Genomic DNA, 16627 nt, shown 5'->3' with positions numbered 1-16627 from the left:
TTGGACGATCTCAAGCGGATGGCGGTGTTTGCCAGCGTGGTGCAGCATGGTTCGATGACGGGCGCGGGCCGGGTGCTGGGCATGAGCCCGTCAGCGGTCAGCCAGCAGGTGCGGCAACTGGAGCGGGAAGGGGGCGTGACGCTGCTGCACCGCTCCACCCGCAAACTGGCTTTGACCGAAGCAGGCCAGCGTTATCACGCCCAGTGCGCAGCCATGTGCGCGGCAGCCGAGCAGGCGCGGGCCGAGCTGGCGGCCGCGCGCGATGCGCCCAGTGGCGAGCTGCGCATGTCGGCCACCGTGGGCTTTGCGCGGCATGTCTCCCCGGCTCTGGGCGCGATGCTGGCGCAATACCCCTCGTTGCGGCTGCGGTTGCTGGTGGACGATGCTCCCATTGATCTCATCAACGCCCGGGTGGACCTGGCGGTGCGCTTTGGCCGCCTGGCCGATTCGACCTGGGCGGCACGCAGGCTGGGGGCGCTGGAATGGTGGCTGTGCGCCTCGCCCGAGTATCTGGACCGGCACGGCAGCCCGGAGTCGCCAGACGCCCTGCTGGCCCACGGCTGGCTGGGCTTTGCACGCGAAGGGGCGGGCCTGCTGCTGGACCTGAGGGGCCCCGAGGGCGCGGCCCGCAGCCTGCGGGTGGAGCCGCGCATTGTGAGCAACAACCAGTTGTCCATCCAGCAGATGTGCGAGGCAGGCCTGGGTGTGGCGCTGATGGGCAGCCTGGATGTGCAGGACGCGCTGGCATCAGGCCGCCTGGTGCGGCTGTTGCCGCAGTGGACCATGGGCACCCTGGATATCTGGGCTGTGACGCCCCAGCGGGATGCGCAGCCTGCCAAGGTGCGGCAGGCCATTGCGGCCTTGCAGCGCTATCTCGTCACCCAGCCGGGTGTGCTGGAGTAGTGGGTGCGGGCTGCGGGCAGATCGGTGCAGATCAGCCTGGGTCACACCCCATCAACGGGGAGGAGCCGGGCGTTCCACTTCCAGATCGGACAGCACCCGCAGCAGTGCGCGGTTGACCTCCTCCAGGTCCATCTCGTGCTCTTCGCACAGGCGGCGGATCACGCTGGCGTCGTCGTGTTCCAGCGCGCAGGCCATTTGCAGGCTGGGTGCGTAGGGGCCGGTGTGCAGCACCGTCGCGTCGTAGATCCGTTCCGACAGCGGGATGCGGCGCAGGATCGTGCCCAGGGGCTCGCGCAGCAGTTCATCCATTTGCGACAGCAGTGCGCAGAGGTAAATTTCGCGCCGCAGCTCGTTTTCCACGCCGGGGTTGAGCAGCAGTGTGGTCAGGCGCGCACGCATCACCATTGACTCGCGGATGGGCTGCATGTTGGGCTCCGTGCAGGAGTGGGGCAGCTGGTCCGACAGCCAGCGCTTGATGGACTCGTACCCCATCATCACCATGCCCCGGCGCAGCGAGTCGATGCCTGTGCGCAGGCCCAGGGCTGCCGAGTTGGTGTAGATCATGAAGCGGTAGGACAGGATCGGATCCTCGCTCATGATGTCTTCAAACGTCTCCAGCGACTGCTCGTTGTCGATGGCCTTCATCAGCCGGTGAATGACCGCGTGTGACGGCTGCTGCGGCGTGTGCCGCATGCTGTAGAGCACGTCTTCCGTGGGCCAGCCGGCCAGCGCCAGCGCGTTGTTGTCCAGGCAGTGCTCCATCAGGGCACGGCTGGCCACGTTCTCATACATCTGCCCTGCCAGGATGGGGCTGATGTTGCGTGGTGGTAGCTTGGGGGCGCCGGGCTGTTGTGGTCCGCGCTGCAGAGCGGCAATCGCGTCTTCGGCGCGCAGGGTGAGCAGGCTGTTGTCAAAGCAGCGCGCCACTTCGGCGGGTGGCAGGTTGGCAATCTCGCCACGCCACACCAGCTTGAGCCCCCGCCGATGGGCTGCGCGCACCTGGTTGAAGATGGTGGAATCGTTCAGCCAGTCGCCGCGCACTTCAATCCACGGGCTGCCGCGCGGCGCGCTTTCCAGCAGGCTGGAGAGCAGCTGGTGCGTTTGGGGCGAGATCAGCAGCGGCGGAGAACTGGCCGACCACAGCTCTGCCAGTGTGCGCAGCAGGTGGCCTGCGTCTACCAGCAGGGAGGACTCGTTGTGCACATACAGCTGCACGCCAGCCAGCTTGCGGGCGCGGTTCCACAAGGGGCGGTAGCCCAGAATCAGACTGCCTAGGACGGATTGGACCATGTGCTCTCAGGCGGTGCGGCTGGCATCTGGGGCCCGGCGCGCTGCGCGGGGCGGGACGCTAGCTGATGTAGTTGAACAGCGAAAGCTTCTGAACCGACGCATAGGTCTGCAGCGCTGCCTGGTAGCCCGTCTGCTGGTTCTGGAAGTCCGAAATGCCTTTGATCATATCCAGATCCTCGGCGCGTGAGCGGTCGGATTCGAGCTGCACGGAGCGCTTTTCCTGGTCGCCGGTGATACGGTCTGCGCGGTTGAGCAGCTCGCCCGCGTAGCTGCGGATGTTGCTCATGCGCTCCAGCCCGATATCGACATTTGCCAGCGCCTGACTGATGGCCTGGGCCGCCGCGTTGGAGTTGGGGGCCGCCTTGATCTCGGCAATGGCTTTGTCGATCACGCTGAACACGCTGGCCTGGGGCGAGATGTTGATCGTGTCGCCGTCAGCGGGCGAGAGCGTGATGGTGCCGTCCACCGCTTTGGTGGGCAGCGTCGTGACTTTCATCGACATCCCTGGCGGCAGGCCGTTGATGTTGAATTCGCCTTTCTCGCCGATCTTGATCGGGTTGAGCGTTTGTGCCGCCGGGGGCACGAAGGCAGGGTCGGTGCTGCTGACGTTGTAGGTGGCAGACAGGGTGTTGGTGGCGGGGTCGAGCGTGACGGGTGAAAAGCTCACGCTGTAGGTGTAGGCCAGCCCTGTGGCTGGGTTCTTGTTGAAGCTGGTGCCTTCAGCCACGGTGATGGCCGATGTGGTCAACGCACGGTTGGGCTGGCCCATGGCGGGCACGCTGGGTGTGGTGGCGCCAGGCACGATGACGGTGCTGGTGCCCGGCGTGATGGCGGCATGGAAGCTGCCGTCGCGCTTGGCATCGAACATGAAGGCGGAGTCTCCGTCCAGCGTGTTGGGCAGCGTGACGCCATCACTGGCCGTTTGGCCTGCCTGGCCCGCAAACAAATAGTCAGGTGTGCTGTTGAGCGGCCCCATAAAAGGCGACTGCGCGCTGCCCAGTGCCCCCAGCAGCGGGATGCCGTTGGTATCGGTGCGGTTGGCCACGGCGGTGAGCTGGTCGCGCAGGCTTTGCAACTGGTTGGCGATGGTGGCGCGCTCGCTGCTGCTGAGCGCGCCGTTGCCAGCATTCACCATGAGCTGGCGGGCTTCCTGCACCAGGCTGATGGCGTCGCCCATGGTGGATTCCGCCTGGGCAATCGCGTTGCGCTGGTTTTCCAGGGCGCGCTGCTCGGTCTGGATGCGGCTGATGCGGGTCAGTGCGCGTTCGGCCTGGGCGGCCGACACGGGGTCGTCGCTGGCACGCACTACACGCTTGCCCGAGGTCAGGTTCTCCTGCAGGTTGACGAGCGAGGTCTGCCGCGCCGATACGTTGCGGATGGCGTTGTCATACATGTTGGCCGTGCCAACGCGAAAGATCGTATTGCTCATGTCAGACTCCTTCGGAGTGCATCAGAGGCGGCCTCATCGGCCCAGGTTCTGGATCAGCGTGTCAAAGACACTCTGCGCAATTTGCAGCATCTTGGCCGATGCCTGGTAGGCCTGCTGGTACTGCAGCAGCTTGGCGGCTTCTTCGTCCAGGTTCACGCCCGATACCGCCGTGCGGTCGTTTTCCAGGTTCACCGCAATTGACTTCGACAGCTCGGAGGCAAACAGCGCGCTTTGCGTGCGCGTGCCCACCTGGGCCATGGCGCTGGCGTAGCCGTCGCTGAGGGTAGATTCGTCGAACATCTTCACATCGCGCAGGTTCATCAGCGCTGTGGCGTTGCCGGCGTTGCGGGTGTAGTTGTCGCCGTACTGGGCGTCTTTTGCGTTGCCGATGGTGACGGTGTCACCCGCCTTGGGGCTGCCCTTGAGGTTGATCGACCAGCCATCGATGTGGATGGATTGCCCCGAGGTGTATTCGTACTGCGGTGGCGCCCCCGTCCCAGCCAGCAACTTGGGTGGGTTGGCCGCCATGTCGATGGGCGGGTTGGCGTTGCCGCTGATCGTGAATTTTCCGTTGGCGTTGAACGTGAGCATCACGCCGCCGCCGGTGGTAGCGGGGGACACCGGGCTGGGCGGCAAAGACAGCCCGGTTGCGCCTAAGTTAACTGGTCGGCTGCCATTCCAGGTGATGCCCGTGGCCTGCAGCCCGGCCAGCTGCAGCGTGCCGCTGTTGGACGTGCCCATGGCGGCATTGATCGGATTGGCAACCGCCAGATCGCGGGGCGAATACACCAGCGCCTTCATGTCGCTGGCCGCCGTGCTGAAGGGCTTGAACAGCACGCGCTCGTTGGCAGTGCCCGTGGCGGTGAAGTTGAAAGTCAGCCCGTCGATCTGCGTGGTGGCCAGTGTGGCGATGTTGGTGAACGGAGTGGTCTCGCCGTCTGAAAGCCGCACCACCTGCCCGCCCACGCCGGTGGCATCAAAGCGCACTTCGTAGTCCGACGCTGCAAACTTGGTGGGCGAAAAACTGGCGGAGTTCGTGAAGCTGATGGAACCCACGGCGGTGCCCAGTGTCAGGCCCGGCACGCTGGGGGTGGTGGCAAACAGGGGTTTGCCGGCCACGCCGTCCAGCGTCAGCCCCAGCGTCTGCTGGTAGTTCAGGGTGGTGCCAATGGCCAGCGCCATGCGGCCCAGCAGGTTGCGCCCTTCGGCCAGATCGGTGTTGTTGAACCGCAGCAGGCCTGAGATGCTGCCGCCCCCGAGCATGTTTTCGTCCAGCTCAATCTTTGGAGAGCCTGGGCGGGTAAAGAGCAGCTTGACCTGCCCGCTGGACGGGAACGTGCCCGAGTCGCCCACCGCCACCTCGGTGGCCGTGGTGCCCAGCACCAGGGGCTGGCTGCCGCCGACGAACAGGCCAATGGTTCCGTCATCCGCCGGTATCTGCGTGGTTTGCACATACTGGTTGATTTCGCGGATGACCTGTTCGCGCTGGTCCAGCAGGTCGTTGGGGGATTGCCCGTTGCCTGTGGCGCGTGCAATCTGCTCGTTGATCGCAGCCATCTGCTTGGCCAGGCTGTTGACGGTGTTGGCGCTGTTCTTCAGCTCCTCGGTCACCGTGTACTGGATCTCGTTGATGCGGTCGGCCGAGGTGCGCATGCGCGATGCGGTTTCGTCCATGCGTGTGAGCACCAGGGTGCGCGCCGACAGGTCGGTGGGGGCAGCCACCACGTCCGAGAACGCGTTCATCATGTCGGTGATGGCGGCCCCCAACCCTGTGGGGCCGCCGCTGAAGATCTCCTGCAGCTGGCTCAGCCGCTGCGCACGCGCCGTATCCCCCGCGCTCACCGATCCCGCCGCTGCGGCCTGGCGCGTGAGCAGCTCGCTTTGGTTGCGCAAGATGGTGCGCACATCCACCCCTTGCCCGATGTAGCCTGCGCCCGAGAATTGCCCCTGCACGGTTTGCAGTGCCACCGTCTGGCGCGAATACCCGGGGGTGTTGACGTTGGCAATGTTGTTGCCAGCCGTCTGCAAGGCCACCTGGTTGGCCATCAGGGCGCGAGCGCCGACGTTGAGCAGTCCCATGATTTACACCGCTTCCATCATGCTTGCGCCTTCTGGGCCCGCAGTGCGCTCTGGATGGCACCGCTGAGTTTCCTGGCGTATTCGGGGTCTGTGGCGTAGCCCGCCTTCTGCAGTTCGGCGGCATAGGCCACGGCAGAGCCGGTCCGGGCCGTGGCCTGGGCTTTTTCGTAGCGGGGGTTGTCGGTGATGAGACGGGCGTAGTCGCGGAACGAATCTTCGTAAGAGTCGTAGGCGCGGAACTTGGCCACCACCTTGCGGGGCACGCCGTTGATGTATTCGGTGGTGGTGACCTCGGCCACCTTGCCCGTCCAGCCCTTGCCCGCCTTGATGCCGAACAGGTTGAACGAGGTGGAGCCGTCCTTGTTGCGGATTTCGCTGCGGCCCCAGCCGGTTTCGTGGCCTGCCTGGCCCAGCATGAAGCTGGCGGGAATGCCGCTTTCCTTGGCCACGGCTTCGGCCGTGCTGCTCAGGTGCTGCACAAAATCGTCGCGCCCCTTGGGGGCAGGCGTGGTGGTGTTGATGGGGCTGGCTGCCGCCTTGGTGGCCACGCCAGCGCGGCCCGTGACTTGCGGCAGGCTCAGCGTGGAAGGCACCGAGAACGTGGGCTCTGCCACACCCATCTGGCGCGAGAGTTGCCGTGCAATCGCTTCCGACAAGCCCCCGGGCTGCCCAGACATCTGCACCGACAGTTGCTGGTCCAGCATGTCCGAGCCCAGGTCACCCCCGGCGCTGTCGAGCAGGCCCGACTTCATGGTGGCTTCGCGCATGCTTTTGATCAGCTCGCGCATGAACAGCGACTCGAACTGCTTTGCGGCTTCCTTGGCCGCATCGGGGCTGTTTTGCCCCGCTTCCAGCTTGAGGTTGTTGAGCGAACGTGTGTCCACCGCCAGCGCCTGGCGGGCGCTGCTGGGGGCGGACGAGGGCAGGGTCAGGGCCATGTCAGATCACCTCCAGCTCCGCGTTCAGAGCGCCAGCGGCCTTGATGGCCTGCAAGATGGCCAGCAGGTCCTGCGGCGTGGCACCCAGCTGGTTCAAGGCGCGCACCACATCGGCCAGTTGGGCCGAGGGCGGCATCTGGATGATGTTGCCGGGCTCCTGGTTGATGGTGATGTCGCTCTTTTGCGTGACCACCGTTTGCCCCTGCGACAGCGGATTGGGCTGGCTGATGACCGGGGTGGAACTGATGGTGATGGACAGGTTGCCATGCGCAATGGCGCACGAGCCCAGCGTGACGGCCTGGTTGAGCACGATGGAGCCCGTGCGGGCGTTGATGACCACCTTGGCCGTGGGCACGCTGTTTTCCAGGGGCAGCTCTTCCAGGTCGGCGATGAAGCCCACGCGGGCACCGGGGTCCTGAGGTGCGCGTACCTGCACGGTGCGGCCGTCAATGGCGGTGGCCAGGCCGTTGCCCAGCTTCGCGTTGATGGCTTGGGCCACCTTGCGGGCGGTCTGGAAGTCTGAGGCGTTCAGGCCCAGGTTGATGGTGTCGCTGTCATGCAGTGGCGTGGGCACGGTGCGCTCGACCTGCGCGCCCTGCGGAATGCGGCCAGCCGCGAGGTGGTTGATCTGCACCTTGCTGCCGCCTGCCGACGCCCCGGCGCCACCCACCACCAGGTTGCCCTGGGCCAAAGCGTAGACCTCGCCATCGGCACCGCGCAGCGGCGTGGTGATGAGGGTGCCGCCCTTGAGCGACTTGGAGTTGCCCATGGAAGACACGTTCACGTCCAGCATCTGCCCCGGCTGCGCAAACGCGGGCAACTGGGCGGTGACGATGACGGCTGCCACGTTCTTGAGCTGCAACTGCGAGGCCGTGCCCGGCGGCAGGGGGATGCCCATTTGCTGCAGGTAGTTGGACATGGCCTGCGTGGTGTAGGGCATCTGCGTGGTCTGGTCGCCTGTGCCGTCCAGCCCCACCACCAGACCATAGCCGGTGAGCTGGTTGCTGCGCACGCCTTGCACGGCCGCCACTTCCTTGATGCGCAATGCGTGCGCTGCAGGCGATGCCGCCGCCAGCACTGCGGCCAGCAAGAGCCAGAGTGCGCGCAGGCTGCGCGACCAAACGGAGTGGGACGAGGCTTTCATGGCTTCCATTGTGGTCGGCCATGGCAAGAACTAAAACCCAAAAAGAAGCCGGTTCACCGGTCTATTGCCTCGGATGGCGCTGCGCTGCTGGCACGCGCCCAGCGCATGCCCTGCGCGGAGAATTTCAATAAAAATGCCACCCGGCGCTTATGTATCAAGCGCGGGTAGCTATCAAAATATGAGTGATTGGCGGGGCCGGTGCCAGCGGGGCGCGCGACCACCATGGTGTGCCGCGCGCGGCCGCCGAGCCTTCATGCCGGCCCCGGCAGCGCGCGAAGCGACCGAAGCAGGCCCCGTTCAGAACGGTGTGACCTTGTTGAAGAAGCGGCCCAGCCAGCCCATGGCCTGGGCTTCGCTTTGCGCGCCCCGGCCACGCGATTCCACGCGCACATTGGCCACCTGGGTGGAATTGATGACGCTGCCCGGCTGCATTGCGCGCGGGTCGATGGTGCCGGAGAACCGCAGCACGTCCACGTTCTGGTTCACGCCAATCTGCTTTTCGCCCGCCACCACCAGGTGTCCATTGGGCAGCACATCGATCACGGTGGCGGTGATGGAGCCCTGGAAGGTGTTGGCGCTTTCCGTGCCGCCCTTGCCCGAGAAGGTGTTACCCGAGCTGGCGCCCAGGCTGAGCTTGTCGGTAAGGGTGGCCTTGGCGAACGGTAAGGCCGTGACGCCGCCACTGACTTCGGAGCTGCGGTCTACCGTGGACGATGAAGCCTGCTTGGCGGTCACTGTCTCCACGATCTGGATGGTCACCAAGTCACCCACCAGCCGTGCGCGCCGGTCTTCGAACGAAGGGCGATAGCTGGCTGCGCTGTACAGGCTGCCGGTGGCGGGCGCAGGCGCAGCGCGGGGGGCGACGGTGAGTTGCAGCGGGGCCGTGGGCAGGATGTCCACCGGGGGCGGTGGCGACATGCTGGCGCAGCCGGTGGCCAGGGCCACCAGGGCGATGCTGGCGCTGACGGCCAGCGTTCTGCGTGCGGTGCCCTGGGTGCTGAGGGCCATCAGGGTGAATGCGGTGCGGTTCATGGCAGGCTTTCTTCAGGCGGCGCGGGCTCAGAGCTGGCTCAGCTTGGCCAGCATCTGGTCGGTGGTGGAGATGGCCTTGGAATTCATCTCATAGGCGCGCTGGGTCTGGATCATGTTCACCAGTTCTTCCACCACGTTCACGTTGGAAGACTCCAGAAAGCCCTGCTTGATGATGCCCAGCCCGTTGGTGCCAGGCGTGCCCTGCTGGGGCTGGCCCGAGGCTGCAGATTCCTTGAACAGGTTCTGCCCGATGGGCTCCAGGCCGCCCGCATTCACAAAGCCCGACATGGCCAGGTTGCCCAGAGGCTGGGGCTGGGTGTTGCCCGGCACGGTGGCGCTCACCGCGCCGTCGTTGCTGATGCTGATGTTGGTGGCGTTGGGTGGAATGGTGATGCCGTTGGCCACCGGCAGGCCACCCGAAGTGACCAGGCGGCCCTGGGCGTCCACCTTGAAGGAACCGTCGCGGGTGTAGCCGATGGTGCCGTCGGGCATGGTGACTTCAAAGAAACCGTTGCCGTTGATGGCCACGTCCAGGCTGTTCTTGGACTCTTGCAGGCTGCCCTGCTCGAAGTTGCGGCCAATCGACACCGTGCGCGCGCCCAGGCCCATGTGCAGCCCGGTGGGCAGCTGGTTTTGCTCGGTGGCGGCAGCGCCCACCTGGCGGTAGTTCTGGTAGGCCAGGTCTTCCACGTTGGCAAAGTTGCGCTTGAAGCCGGTGGTGGAGACGTTGGACAGGTTGTGCGAATGCAGATCGATTTTGGTCTGCTGCACGGTCATGCCGGACTTGGCGGTGTAGAGAGCGGTGAACATGGCGTTTTCCTTGAAGGCGGTTCAGCGTGGGCGTGGGGCCGGCGGTCAGCCGTTGAGGCTGAGCAGCTGGGCGGCTGATTTGTCGTTGGTTTCGGCCGTTTGCAGAAGCCGCATCTGTTGTTCGAACTGGCGGGAGGCGGCGATCATTCCGACCATGCTCTCCACCGGGTTCACGTTGGAGCCTTCCAGCGCGCCGCTGAGCATGCGGGCTGCTGCATCGTTGGGCATGGGCTCACCCGAGGCGGTGCGAAACAGCCCGTCGTCGCCGCGCTTGAGCGGGTCTTCCGCCGTGGGAGAAGCCAGCTTGAGCCGGCCCACCGCAGCGGGCGGCTGGCCTGCGGCCTTGGCGGTGATGGTGCCATCGGCACCCAGGGTCACTTCGGCGCCCTGGGGAATGTCGATGGGTGCACCACCGTCAGAAAGCACAGGCAGGCCCGAAGGCGTGACCAGCTGGCCGGCGGCCGAGACGTTGAAGGAGCCCGCACGGGTGTAGGCCTCCAGGCCATCGAGCCCCTGCACGGCAAACCAGGCATTGCCCATGGCCATGGCGTCCAGGCTGCGCCCGGTGGTCTTGGCCGGGCCAGCGGTGTTGAGGTAACCCGACGTGGCTTCCAGCGCGAACACGCGGGTGGTGGAGCCGTCGCCCTGCATCGGCACCGAGCGGAAGGTGGACATCTCTGCCCGAAAGCCGTTGGTGGACGCATTGGCCAGGTTGTTGGCCAGCACCGACTGCCGGTGGGCAGCGGCGTTGGCACCTGTCATGGTGGTGTAGATGATGCGGTCCATAACGCGATGTTCCTTTCAGTTCCCTGCGATCCCGCACGCCGTCCACTGCGCATGCAGCTGGCGCAGCCCAAGCCAGCGCAGCCGCGCAAGGGCCTGAGCCGGCCGCACCGCCCCGCCGCGCTGGGTGCGTCCCGCTCCCGTAGCGCGCAGCGCGTAGAGAGAGGGGGAAGGCGCGAAGCGACTCAGGGGGTGTCTCATCTCAAGTTCACCAGGGTGGACAGCACCTGGTCTTGCGTCTTGATGGTCTGTGCATTGGCTTGGTAGGCGCGCTGGGCGGTCATCATGTTGACCAGCTCTGCCGTCAGGTCCACGTTGGATTCTTCGAGCGCACCCGAGCGCAGCGAGCCGAAGTTGCCGTCGGTGGCGGTGCCCTTGACGGGTTGGCCCGACTCGAAAGTTTCCACCCAGTTGTTCCCGCCAATCGAGGCCAGCCCCTGGGTGTTGCGGAAACTGGCCAGCGCCAGCTGCCCTTCGGCACGGGTGACGCCGTTGGAGTAACGCGTCATGATCATGCCGTTGTTTTCGATGTTGATGCCCGTCAGCTGGCCAGACGTGTAGCCGTCCTGCGTCAAGTCTGAAACGGCGAACTTGGTGCCGAAATGGGTGACCTTGTTAAGGTCCAAAGTGACTGGGAAGGCGGACGGCGCCGGGTTGCTGCCCGCTGCATTGGGGCTGTTTGGGTTGCTAGGGCTTGGGTTCACCAGCAGGCTTAGCTCGTAGGACTGGTTGGTAGCCGGTGGTGGAGCTGGATTGGCAGCCGTCGGTGGGTTGGGGATGGGTGGAGTAAAGGTTCCCCCGGTAACGGGAACACCGGTCGCGTAGTCAACCAAGTTACTTTTCAGTCGTGCCGAAGCGACGAGCGTGTTAGCGGGCTTGTCGGAGTAGGTGAAGTCCCAAGCCGCCTTGGGGTCTGTAAAGGTCAGCTTGGTTTCGCGGATAGCAAAGACGCCTTTGTCGTCGGCGCCGTAGTACTTGTAGGTGAATTCTGTAGGGAAATCGTCTATCTGCGTTTTTGTCTTGTCTGCGTTGGGAATGGATGTTGCACTCGCGATCGGCTCGATCATGGCAACGGTATTTCCGTTCTCGCCAGCAATCATGCGGCCCGCGATCGATGGAACCGTTGCTGGCGAGGTGGTAAGGTCGTCCAGCTGGGTGTAGATGTCCCATGTGTTCGCACCGCTTTTCTCGAAGTACAGGTTCTGCGACGTCGCTACACCCTGGCTGTCATACACATTGATCGATGTGCCGTAGGTGGTGCGTGGCGTGGCGGGTACGGGTGGTGTGGCGGCCTGGTCGCCAGCGGCATTGGTGGCGCGCGCATCCAAGTTGAATGCGGCGCTGATCTTTTCGGTTTGCTTGGCGGGAATGGGCTGCGATGTGGGGAACACCATGGGCACGGGTTCCGTGCTGGTGCGCTGGCCTGTGACGGGGTTGACGGTGTAGCCCAGGATTTGGGCGCCATCGTTGGTGACCATGTTGCCCACCTTGTCGAGCTTGAAATTGCCCGCGCGGGTGTAGGCCTGGGTCTGGTCCGGCAGCTTCAGCATAAAGAAGCCATTGCCGTTGATGGCCACGTCCAGGTTATTGCCCGTGATGTTCAGATTGCCCTGGGTGAACTGCTGGGCTACGTTGGCCGTCTCCACCCCGATACCGGCGCTGGAGCCACCGGCCGAGCCGATGGCAGAAGCCACCATTTCCGCAAACTCCGCGCGCGAGGCCTTGAAGCCCACGGTGTTGGAGTTGGCGATGTTGTTGCCGATCACGTCCAGATTCTTGCTGGCGGCGTTCAGGCCGGAGAGGCCTTGTTGAAAACTCATGGTGTTCTCCTGGGAGGGCGGTGTGTTCGATGCGGTCGTGGGAAATGCCGGTCGTCAGACCATGGCCTTGATGTCGGTGTAGCGGACGGCCTGGCCGTTGGACAGGTTCAGCATCAGCTGGCCGTCCTCGGCGCCTGCGGCGACCACCTTCGACAGGGCCAGCGAAGTGGTTCCCACCTGGGTGTTGCCGTTGAGTGCCGTGACCCGGAAGCGCAGCCCGTCGGTAGAGCCCACGTATTTGCTGCTGTCCCAGTTGAACAGGCGTCGGCCCGCGCCCTGGCCGCCCATGTCCACGGTGTCTACGACTTGGCCGTTGGCGTTGACGATCTCCACCTTCACACTGGTGGCGGCAGAGGCCAGCTCGAAGCCTCCCTTGCCCGTCTTGTCGTCGATGGTGACGGTGGAGCCTTCGGTCAAGACACTGCGCCCCACCAGGGCGGTGCCCTGCATGACCTGCAGCGAATTGAACTGCGCCGCCATGCTGGCCATGGTCTGGTTCAGCTGCTGGATGCCGGTCACCGTGTTGATCTGCGCCATTTGCGATGTCATCTGGGCGTTGTCCAGAGGGTTCATCGGGTCCTGGTTGTTCAGCTGCGCTACCAGCAGTTTCAGAAACCGGTCCTGCGCTGCCGCCGGATCGGTGTTGGGGTCAGAGGCCTTGGTGCTGCCCGTGGTGGTACCAGCGGTGGTTTGGGTGGGGCTGATGATCATGCGGATCTCTCCTGGATGCCGGGTCGGTTACTGGCCCATTTGCAGGGTCTTGAGGAGCAGCGACTTGGCTGTGTTCATGACCTCGACGTTGTTCTGGTACGAGCGCGAGGCAGAAATCATGTTGACCATTTCTTCCACGGCGTTCACGTTGGAGTGGTTCACGTAGCCCTGCTCGTCGGCCAGGGGGTGCGCGGGGTCGTGCACCTTGCGTCCGGGCGCATCGCTTTCCTTGATGGACGACACACGCACGCCTGCGGCACTGTCGGCACCCATGGGTGTGGTCTGGAAAACCACTTGCCGGGCCTTGTAGGCCTTGCCGTCCGGGCCTGCCACGGCGTCTACGTTGGCCAGGTTGCTGGCCACCACATTCAGGCGCTGCGACTGCGCGCTGATGGCGCTGCCAGACACATTGAAGATGGAGAACATGGACATGGTGTGCCTCGTTGGGTGGTGTTTGCGCTTACTGGCCCTGGATGGCGCTGAGCATGGTCTTGGCGTTGCCGTTGATAAAGCGCAGGGTGGCTTCGTAACGCACCGCGTTGTCCACGAAGTTCGCGCGCTCGCGGTCCAGGTCCACCGAGTTGTTGTCCAGCGCAGGCTGGGTCTGCACGGCATAGCCGAGCTTGCCGGGGCCGCCCAGGGTGGAAGCCGAGCCCGAGCCGGTGGTGGTGGCGCGGAAATGCCGGGGGTCCGAGGTGGCGGTGCTGACTGCGGGCCCCTTGTCGCCGTGCAGAACGGACTTCACATCCGTGCCGGCAGGCGCCTTGGTGGCTTCGCGCAAGGTGCTGGCAAAGTCAAAGTCCCGCGCCACGTAGCCGGGGGTGTCTGCGTTGGCAATGTTGCTGGCAATGATGCGCTGGCGCTCGGCGCGCAAAATAAGCGCGTTGCCCTGAAAACCCAGCTGGTTGGTCATCTTGTCAAGCATGGTTGCCTCACATCCTGTATCGCTTGGCGCCTGGGCCCGGAGCGGGCTTTGGCGTGGTTCGATTATGGAAATGGCAGGTTTTTTCTAAAGCCCGAAGAACGCGGAAATGGCCGCGCAGTTTCGGGTTTTGCAGGTTGCGATGCCGTTCTATAGTGACGGCGTTGGAATGGGTCTGCGGCCCCTTGCCCGCCAAAGCCGCCCTCGACCTTGACTGCGTGATTGCCCCGGGCTTGGCTGCTGTCATCGAACCATTCCACCGCGGCGCAGCGGGTTGGCGCCATTACTGGAGAGTGCTCACCATGCCGTCCCTTTCATTTTTTCGTTGTGCCTGGCTGGCCCTGTCGGCTTTTGTCTTTGCGGGCGCCGCACAGGCGCAAGCCGTGGCCGATCCGGCCGCAGAGCTCGGCGCGCTCACCCAGCGCTGGCTGGACGACGCCCTGACCCGCAACCAGGCCCCCGGCGCCACGCTGCGCATGGAGGTGAGCGTGGGCACCCTGGACAGCCGCCTGCGCCTGGCCCCTTGCAGTCGTGTGGAACCCTATCTGCCTGCAGGCTCGCGCCTGTGGGGGCGCACTCGGCTGGGTTTGCGCTGCGTGGAGGGCAGTTCCGCCTGGAATGTGTTCCTGCCCGTCACCATCAAGGCCTGGGGCCCGGCCTGGGTGCTTACGGGCAACGTCGCCCCCGGCGCGGTGCTGACGGCCAACGATGCAGCCCAGGCAGAAGTCGACTGGGCCGCAGACGCTGCGCCGGTGCTGGCAAACCCAGAGGCATGGCTGGGCCAAACGGCCACGCGCCAATTGATGGCCGGGCAGGCCTTGCGCCAGTCCATGGTCAAAGCCCCCAGCCTGTTCAAGGCCGGCGCCCAGGTGCGTGTGTCAGCCCAAGGCCCGGGTTATGCTGTGACTTCTGCAGGTCAAGCGCTGTCTGCCGGCTCTGTCGGGCAGACTGTGCGCGTGAGAATGGACAATGGTCGGATAGTGAGTGGAATTGTTTCCGAAGATGGAACGGTGACTATCACTCTTTGAGGATTTGCCCGCATAAACACCTAAAGTCCTGCGAAAACGGGTCGAAAACATTGCTACTGAGCCCCACATCACCGGGGTGGCGGAGAGAGCGATGAAGATAGGTCAAAAACCGGAACTCCCGGGCGCATTGGCGCAGACAGGGCTTGCCAAGCAAGCCAAAAGTCCAGCCCCAGCTGCCGAAGGGGTGGCGAAAGGCGCTGCAGCTGCGTCGGCCGCCGGTGTGCCTGTCACCGTGTCTGGCTCGGCCCGGGCACTGGAGCAGTCCGGCCGCACGTCCAGTGAATTTGATGCCAAGCGGGTCAGCGAAGTGCGCGCAGCGATTGGCAATGGCACGTTCAAGGTCAACGCTGAGGTGATTGCAGACAAAATGCTGTCCGGCGCCCAAGAAATCTTTTCCCGTTCGCGCGGCTGAGCACCAGATCCATCGGGCTTGGGCTAGCGCATCTCCACCATGTCGTTAGAAGAAGCCCTCACCGCTGTAGAGCAACACATCGAACAAGTTTCAGGGGCCTTGCTGTCCCTGGATGCCCCTGCGCTGGAGACCGCCAGCACTGCGCTGCGCGACGCAGCCGCTCGATTTACCTGGGTGCTGGAGCAATCCAAAGGCATTTCCGCCGGCCAACTTCCCCCTCAGTTTGAACAACGGCTGGCCGCCATTGGCCAGCAACTGGCCGTGCAACGTGACAACCTGGCCCGTGTGTCCGTGATCACCGACCGGCAAGTCGCCGTGGTGGTTCCCCAGGCGGGCAGTGCCCAGTCGGCCACCTACGGCAATCCCCAAGCCGGCCCGGGCAAGGCGGGCGCGGTGGCGCGAATCTACCGTTCGGCAGGCTGAGTTTCTTGCACGTGCGTTGCCTGTACTTCGCAGGCGTGGGTATCCCGTCCCCGGCGACCTGCAGTTGTGGCGCGCGGCGGGCCAATTTCAATTGGAATAGTTTGCTATAAAAACAATAGCTTCCAGCGCTTGCCTATCAAGCGTTGGAAGCTATTTTTATTGCAAACTCTGTGGACTGGGTCAGTGGCTGCGCATTTTGGCGCGCAGGCGTGCGATGGACTGGCTGTGCAGTTGGCACACGCGCGATTCGGTCACGCCGAGCACGGCGGCAATTTCCTTGAGGTTCATGTCGTGCTCGTAGTACATGCCCATGATGTACTGCTCCCGCTCGGGCAGGCTCTTGATGGCGTTGACGAGTGAGGCCCTCAGGCGCTGGTCGCGCAGCAGCTCTGCCGGGTCCGCCCCGGCGTCGGCAACGTGGCGGTCCAAAAAACCGTCTTCGTCGTCCCCGCCATGGGTCATATCTTCCAGGTACACCAGTTGGGTGCCGCGCACTTTGCTCAGCAGGCTTTGGTACTCGGCCAGGCTCAGTTCCATCTCGGCGGCGATTTCTGATTCGAGCGGGCTGCGCCCCAGCTTTTGCTCCAGCCGGTGCAATGCGTGCTCAATGTCTTTCTGGCTTTTGCGCGAGCTGCGCGACATCCAGTCGCTCTCACGCAACTCGTCCAGCATGGCCCCGCGGATACGCTGGCTGGCGAAGGTTTCGAACTGCACTCCCTGGGCGGTTTCGTAGCGCGAGAGGGCTTCCGCCAGGCCCATCATGCCCACCTGGATCAGGTCGTCCAGCTCCACATTGGGAGGCAGCTTCGCAATCATGTGGTACGCAATCCGTCGAACCAGCGGAACATGCTGGCGGATCAGCGCATCACGATCGAGCTGGCCTTTGGCGGTGTACATCACAGA

Annotated in this window: 17 protein-coding genes; 4 read left to right on the top strand and 13 right to left on the bottom strand. The window is 64.5% G+C overall.

All coding sequences use genetic code 11. The features are described from left to right. Positions 1-903 (top strand): LysR family transcriptional regulator, encoded by a 903-nt coding sequence (locus AADJ04_RS03230; protein WP_341238722.1) that lies wholly within the window; start codon positions 1-3, stop codon positions 901-903. A gap of 51 nt (positions 904-954) precedes the next feature. Here AADJ04_RS03230 and AADJ04_RS03225 read toward each other — a convergent pair whose 3' ends face one another. The 12 genes from AADJ04_RS03225 to flgB all read right to left on the bottom strand — a co-directional run bounded on the left by AADJ04_RS03225 (position 955) and on the right by flgB (position 13864). Continuing rightward, positions 955-2193 carry an HDOD domain-containing protein gene (locus AADJ04_RS03225; protein WP_341238721.1) on the bottom strand — a complete coding sequence of 413 codons (1239 nt, stop codon included), beginning with the start codon at positions 2191-2193 and terminating at the stop codon, positions 955-957. 58 nt (positions 2194-2251) lie between these two features. Next, positions 2252-3622: a flagellar hook-associated protein FlgL gene (gene flgL / locus AADJ04_RS03220; RefSeq protein ID WP_341238720.1), complete on the bottom strand. Its 1371-nt coding sequence runs from the start codon at positions 3620-3622 to the stop codon at positions 2252-2254. Between the two features lie 33 nt (positions 3623-3655). Then, on the bottom strand, positions 3656-5701 hold the full coding sequence (gene flgK, locus AADJ04_RS03215) for a flagellar hook-associated protein FlgK (protein ID WP_341238719.1): 2046 nt from the start codon (positions 5699-5701) through the stop codon (positions 3656-3658). A gap of 17 nt (positions 5702-5718) precedes the next feature. Next, complete coding sequence (gene flgJ, locus AADJ04_RS03210; RefSeq protein ID WP_341238718.1) at positions 5719-6639, bottom strand: flagellar assembly peptidoglycan hydrolase FlgJ; 921 nt, start codon at positions 6637-6639, stop codon at positions 5719-5721. A 1-nt stretch (position 6640) separates the two neighbouring features. Continuing rightward, positions 6641-7792 (bottom strand): flagellar basal body P-ring protein FlgI, encoded by a 1152-nt coding sequence (locus AADJ04_RS03205; protein ID WP_142083336.1) that lies wholly within the window; start codon positions 7790-7792, stop codon positions 6641-6643. Positions 7793-8080: 288 nt separating this feature from the next. Further along, positions 8081-8791, bottom strand: a complete 711-nt coding sequence (locus AADJ04_RS03200) for a flagellar basal body L-ring protein FlgH (protein WP_341238741.1) — start codon at positions 8789-8791, stop codon at positions 8081-8083. 51 nt (positions 8792-8842) lie between these two features. Continuing rightward, the gene (gene flgG / locus AADJ04_RS03195) at positions 8843-9625 is read right to left on the bottom strand and encodes a flagellar basal-body rod protein FlgG (RefSeq protein WP_066692915.1); all 783 of its coding nucleotides are present in this window, start codon (positions 9623-9625) and stop codon (positions 8843-8845) included. A 45-nt stretch (positions 9626-9670) separates the two neighbouring features. Beyond that, positions 9671-10411, bottom strand: a complete 741-nt coding sequence (flgF, locus tag AADJ04_RS03190; protein ID WP_142083337.1) for a flagellar basal-body rod protein FlgF — start codon at positions 10409-10411, stop codon at positions 9671-9673. 194 nt (positions 10412-10605) lie between these two features. Continuing rightward, complete coding sequence (locus AADJ04_RS03185; RefSeq protein WP_273624513.1) at positions 10606-12228, bottom strand: flagellar hook protein FlgE; 1623 nt, start codon at positions 12226-12228, stop codon at positions 10606-10608. A 54-nt stretch (positions 12229-12282) separates the two neighbouring features. Beyond that, a complete protein-coding gene (locus AADJ04_RS03180) occupies positions 12283-12939 on the bottom strand; it encodes a flagellar hook capping FlgD N-terminal domain-containing protein (protein WP_341238717.1) in 657 nt (218 codons plus the stop codon). A 27-nt stretch (positions 12940-12966) separates the two neighbouring features. Next, the gene (gene flgC, locus AADJ04_RS03175; RefSeq protein ID WP_341238716.1) at positions 12967-13371 is read right to left on the bottom strand and encodes a flagellar basal body rod protein FlgC; all 405 of its coding nucleotides are present in this window, start codon (positions 13369-13371) and stop codon (positions 12967-12969) included. A gap of 28 nt (positions 13372-13399) precedes the next feature. Continuing rightward, positions 13400-13864 (bottom strand): flagellar basal body rod protein FlgB, encoded by a 465-nt coding sequence (gene flgB / locus AADJ04_RS03170; RefSeq protein WP_066787425.1) that lies wholly within the window; start codon positions 13862-13864, stop codon positions 13400-13402. A 299-nt stretch (positions 13865-14163) separates the two neighbouring features. Between flgB and flgA the strand changes: the two genes are divergently transcribed. From flgA to AADJ04_RS03155, 3 genes are all read left to right on the top strand, one after another. Then, entirely contained in the window at positions 14164-14889 is a 726-nt protein-coding gene (gene flgA, locus AADJ04_RS03165) for a flagellar basal body P-ring formation chaperone FlgA (protein WP_198846552.1), read from the top strand. Between the two features lie 91 nt (positions 14890-14980). Then, positions 14981-15301, top strand: a complete 321-nt coding sequence (flgM, locus tag AADJ04_RS03160) for a flagellar biosynthesis anti-sigma factor FlgM (RefSeq protein ID WP_066692929.1) — start codon at positions 14981-14983, stop codon at positions 15299-15301. Between the two features lie 39 nt (positions 15302-15340). Beyond that, a complete protein-coding gene (locus AADJ04_RS03155) occupies positions 15341-15724 on the top strand; it encodes a hypothetical protein (RefSeq protein WP_207373424.1) in 384 nt (127 codons plus the stop codon). Between the two features lie 180 nt (positions 15725-15904). Here AADJ04_RS03155 and AADJ04_RS03150 read toward each other — a convergent pair whose 3' ends face one another. Beyond that, positions 15905-16621, bottom strand: coding sequence for an RNA polymerase sigma factor FliA (locus AADJ04_RS03150; RefSeq protein ID WP_067513465.1), 717 nt, complete (start codon positions 16619-16621; stop codon positions 15905-15907). Between the last annotated feature and the right edge of the window lie 6 nt (positions 16622-16627).

This window comes from uncultured Acidovorax sp. (assembly GCF_964021665.1).
GTDB classification, from domain to species: Bacteria; Pseudomonadota; Gammaproteobacteria; order Burkholderiales; family Burkholderiaceae_C; genus Acidovorax; species Acidovorax temperans.
This window is presented reverse-complemented; position numbering and strand designations above follow the sequence as displayed.

Coding starts and splice junctions, on each gene's coding strand:
- AADJ04_RS03225 (WP_341238721.1), bottom strand. CDS start 2,193: ATGGTCCAATCCGTCCTAGGCAGTCTGATTCTGGGCTACCGCCCCTTG.
- flgC (WP_341238716.1), bottom strand. CDS start 13,371: ATGTCCATGTTCTCCATCTTCAATGTGTCTGGCAGCGCCATCAGCGCG.
- AADJ04_RS03205 (WP_142083336.1), bottom strand. CDS start 7,792: ATGGAAGCCATGAAAGCCTCGTCCCACTCCGTTTGGTCGCGCAGCCTG.
- flgJ (WP_341238718.1), bottom strand. CDS start 6,639: ATGGCCCTGACCCTGCCCTCGTCCGCCCCCAGCAGCGCCCGCCAGGCG.
- AADJ04_RS03185 (WP_273624513.1), bottom strand. CDS start 12,228: ATGAGTTTTCAACAAGGCCTCTCCGGCCTGAACGCCGCCAGCAAGAAT.
- flgG (WP_066692915.1), bottom strand. CDS start 9,625: ATGTTCACCGCTCTCTACACCGCCAAGTCCGGCATGACCGTGCAGCAG.
- flgM (WP_066692929.1), top strand. CDS start 14,981: ATGAAGATAGGTCAAAAACCGGAACTCCCGGGCGCATTGGCGCAGACA.
- flgL (WP_341238720.1), bottom strand. CDS start 3,622: ATGAGCAATACGATCTTTCGCGTTGGCACGGCCAACATGTATGACAAC.
- AADJ04_RS03155 (WP_207373424.1), top strand. CDS start 15,341: ATGTCGTTAGAAGAAGCCCTCACCGCTGTAGAGCAACACATCGAACAA.
- flgK (WP_341238719.1), bottom strand. CDS start 5,701: ATGGGACTGCTCAACGTCGGCGCTCGCGCCCTGATGGCCAACCAGGTG.
- AADJ04_RS03200 (WP_341238741.1), bottom strand. CDS start 8,791: ATGGCCCTCAGCACCCAGGGCACCGCACGCAGAACGCTGGCCGTCAGC.
- flgB (WP_066787425.1), bottom strand. CDS start 13,864: ATGCTTGACAAGATGACCAACCAGCTGGGTTTTCAGGGCAACGCGCTT.
- flgA (WP_198846552.1), top strand. CDS start 14,164: ATGCCGTCCCTTTCATTTTTTCGTTGTGCCTGGCTGGCCCTGTCGGCT.
- AADJ04_RS03180 (WP_341238717.1), bottom strand. CDS start 12,939: ATGATCATCAGCCCCACCCAAACCACCGCTGGTACCACCACGGGCAGC.
- flgF (WP_142083337.1), bottom strand. CDS start 10,411: ATGGACCGCATCATCTACACCACCATGACAGGTGCCAACGCCGCTGCC.
- AADJ04_RS03150 (WP_067513465.1), bottom strand. CDS start 16,621: ATGTACACCGCCAAAGGCCAGCTCGATCGTGATGCGCTGATCCGCCAG.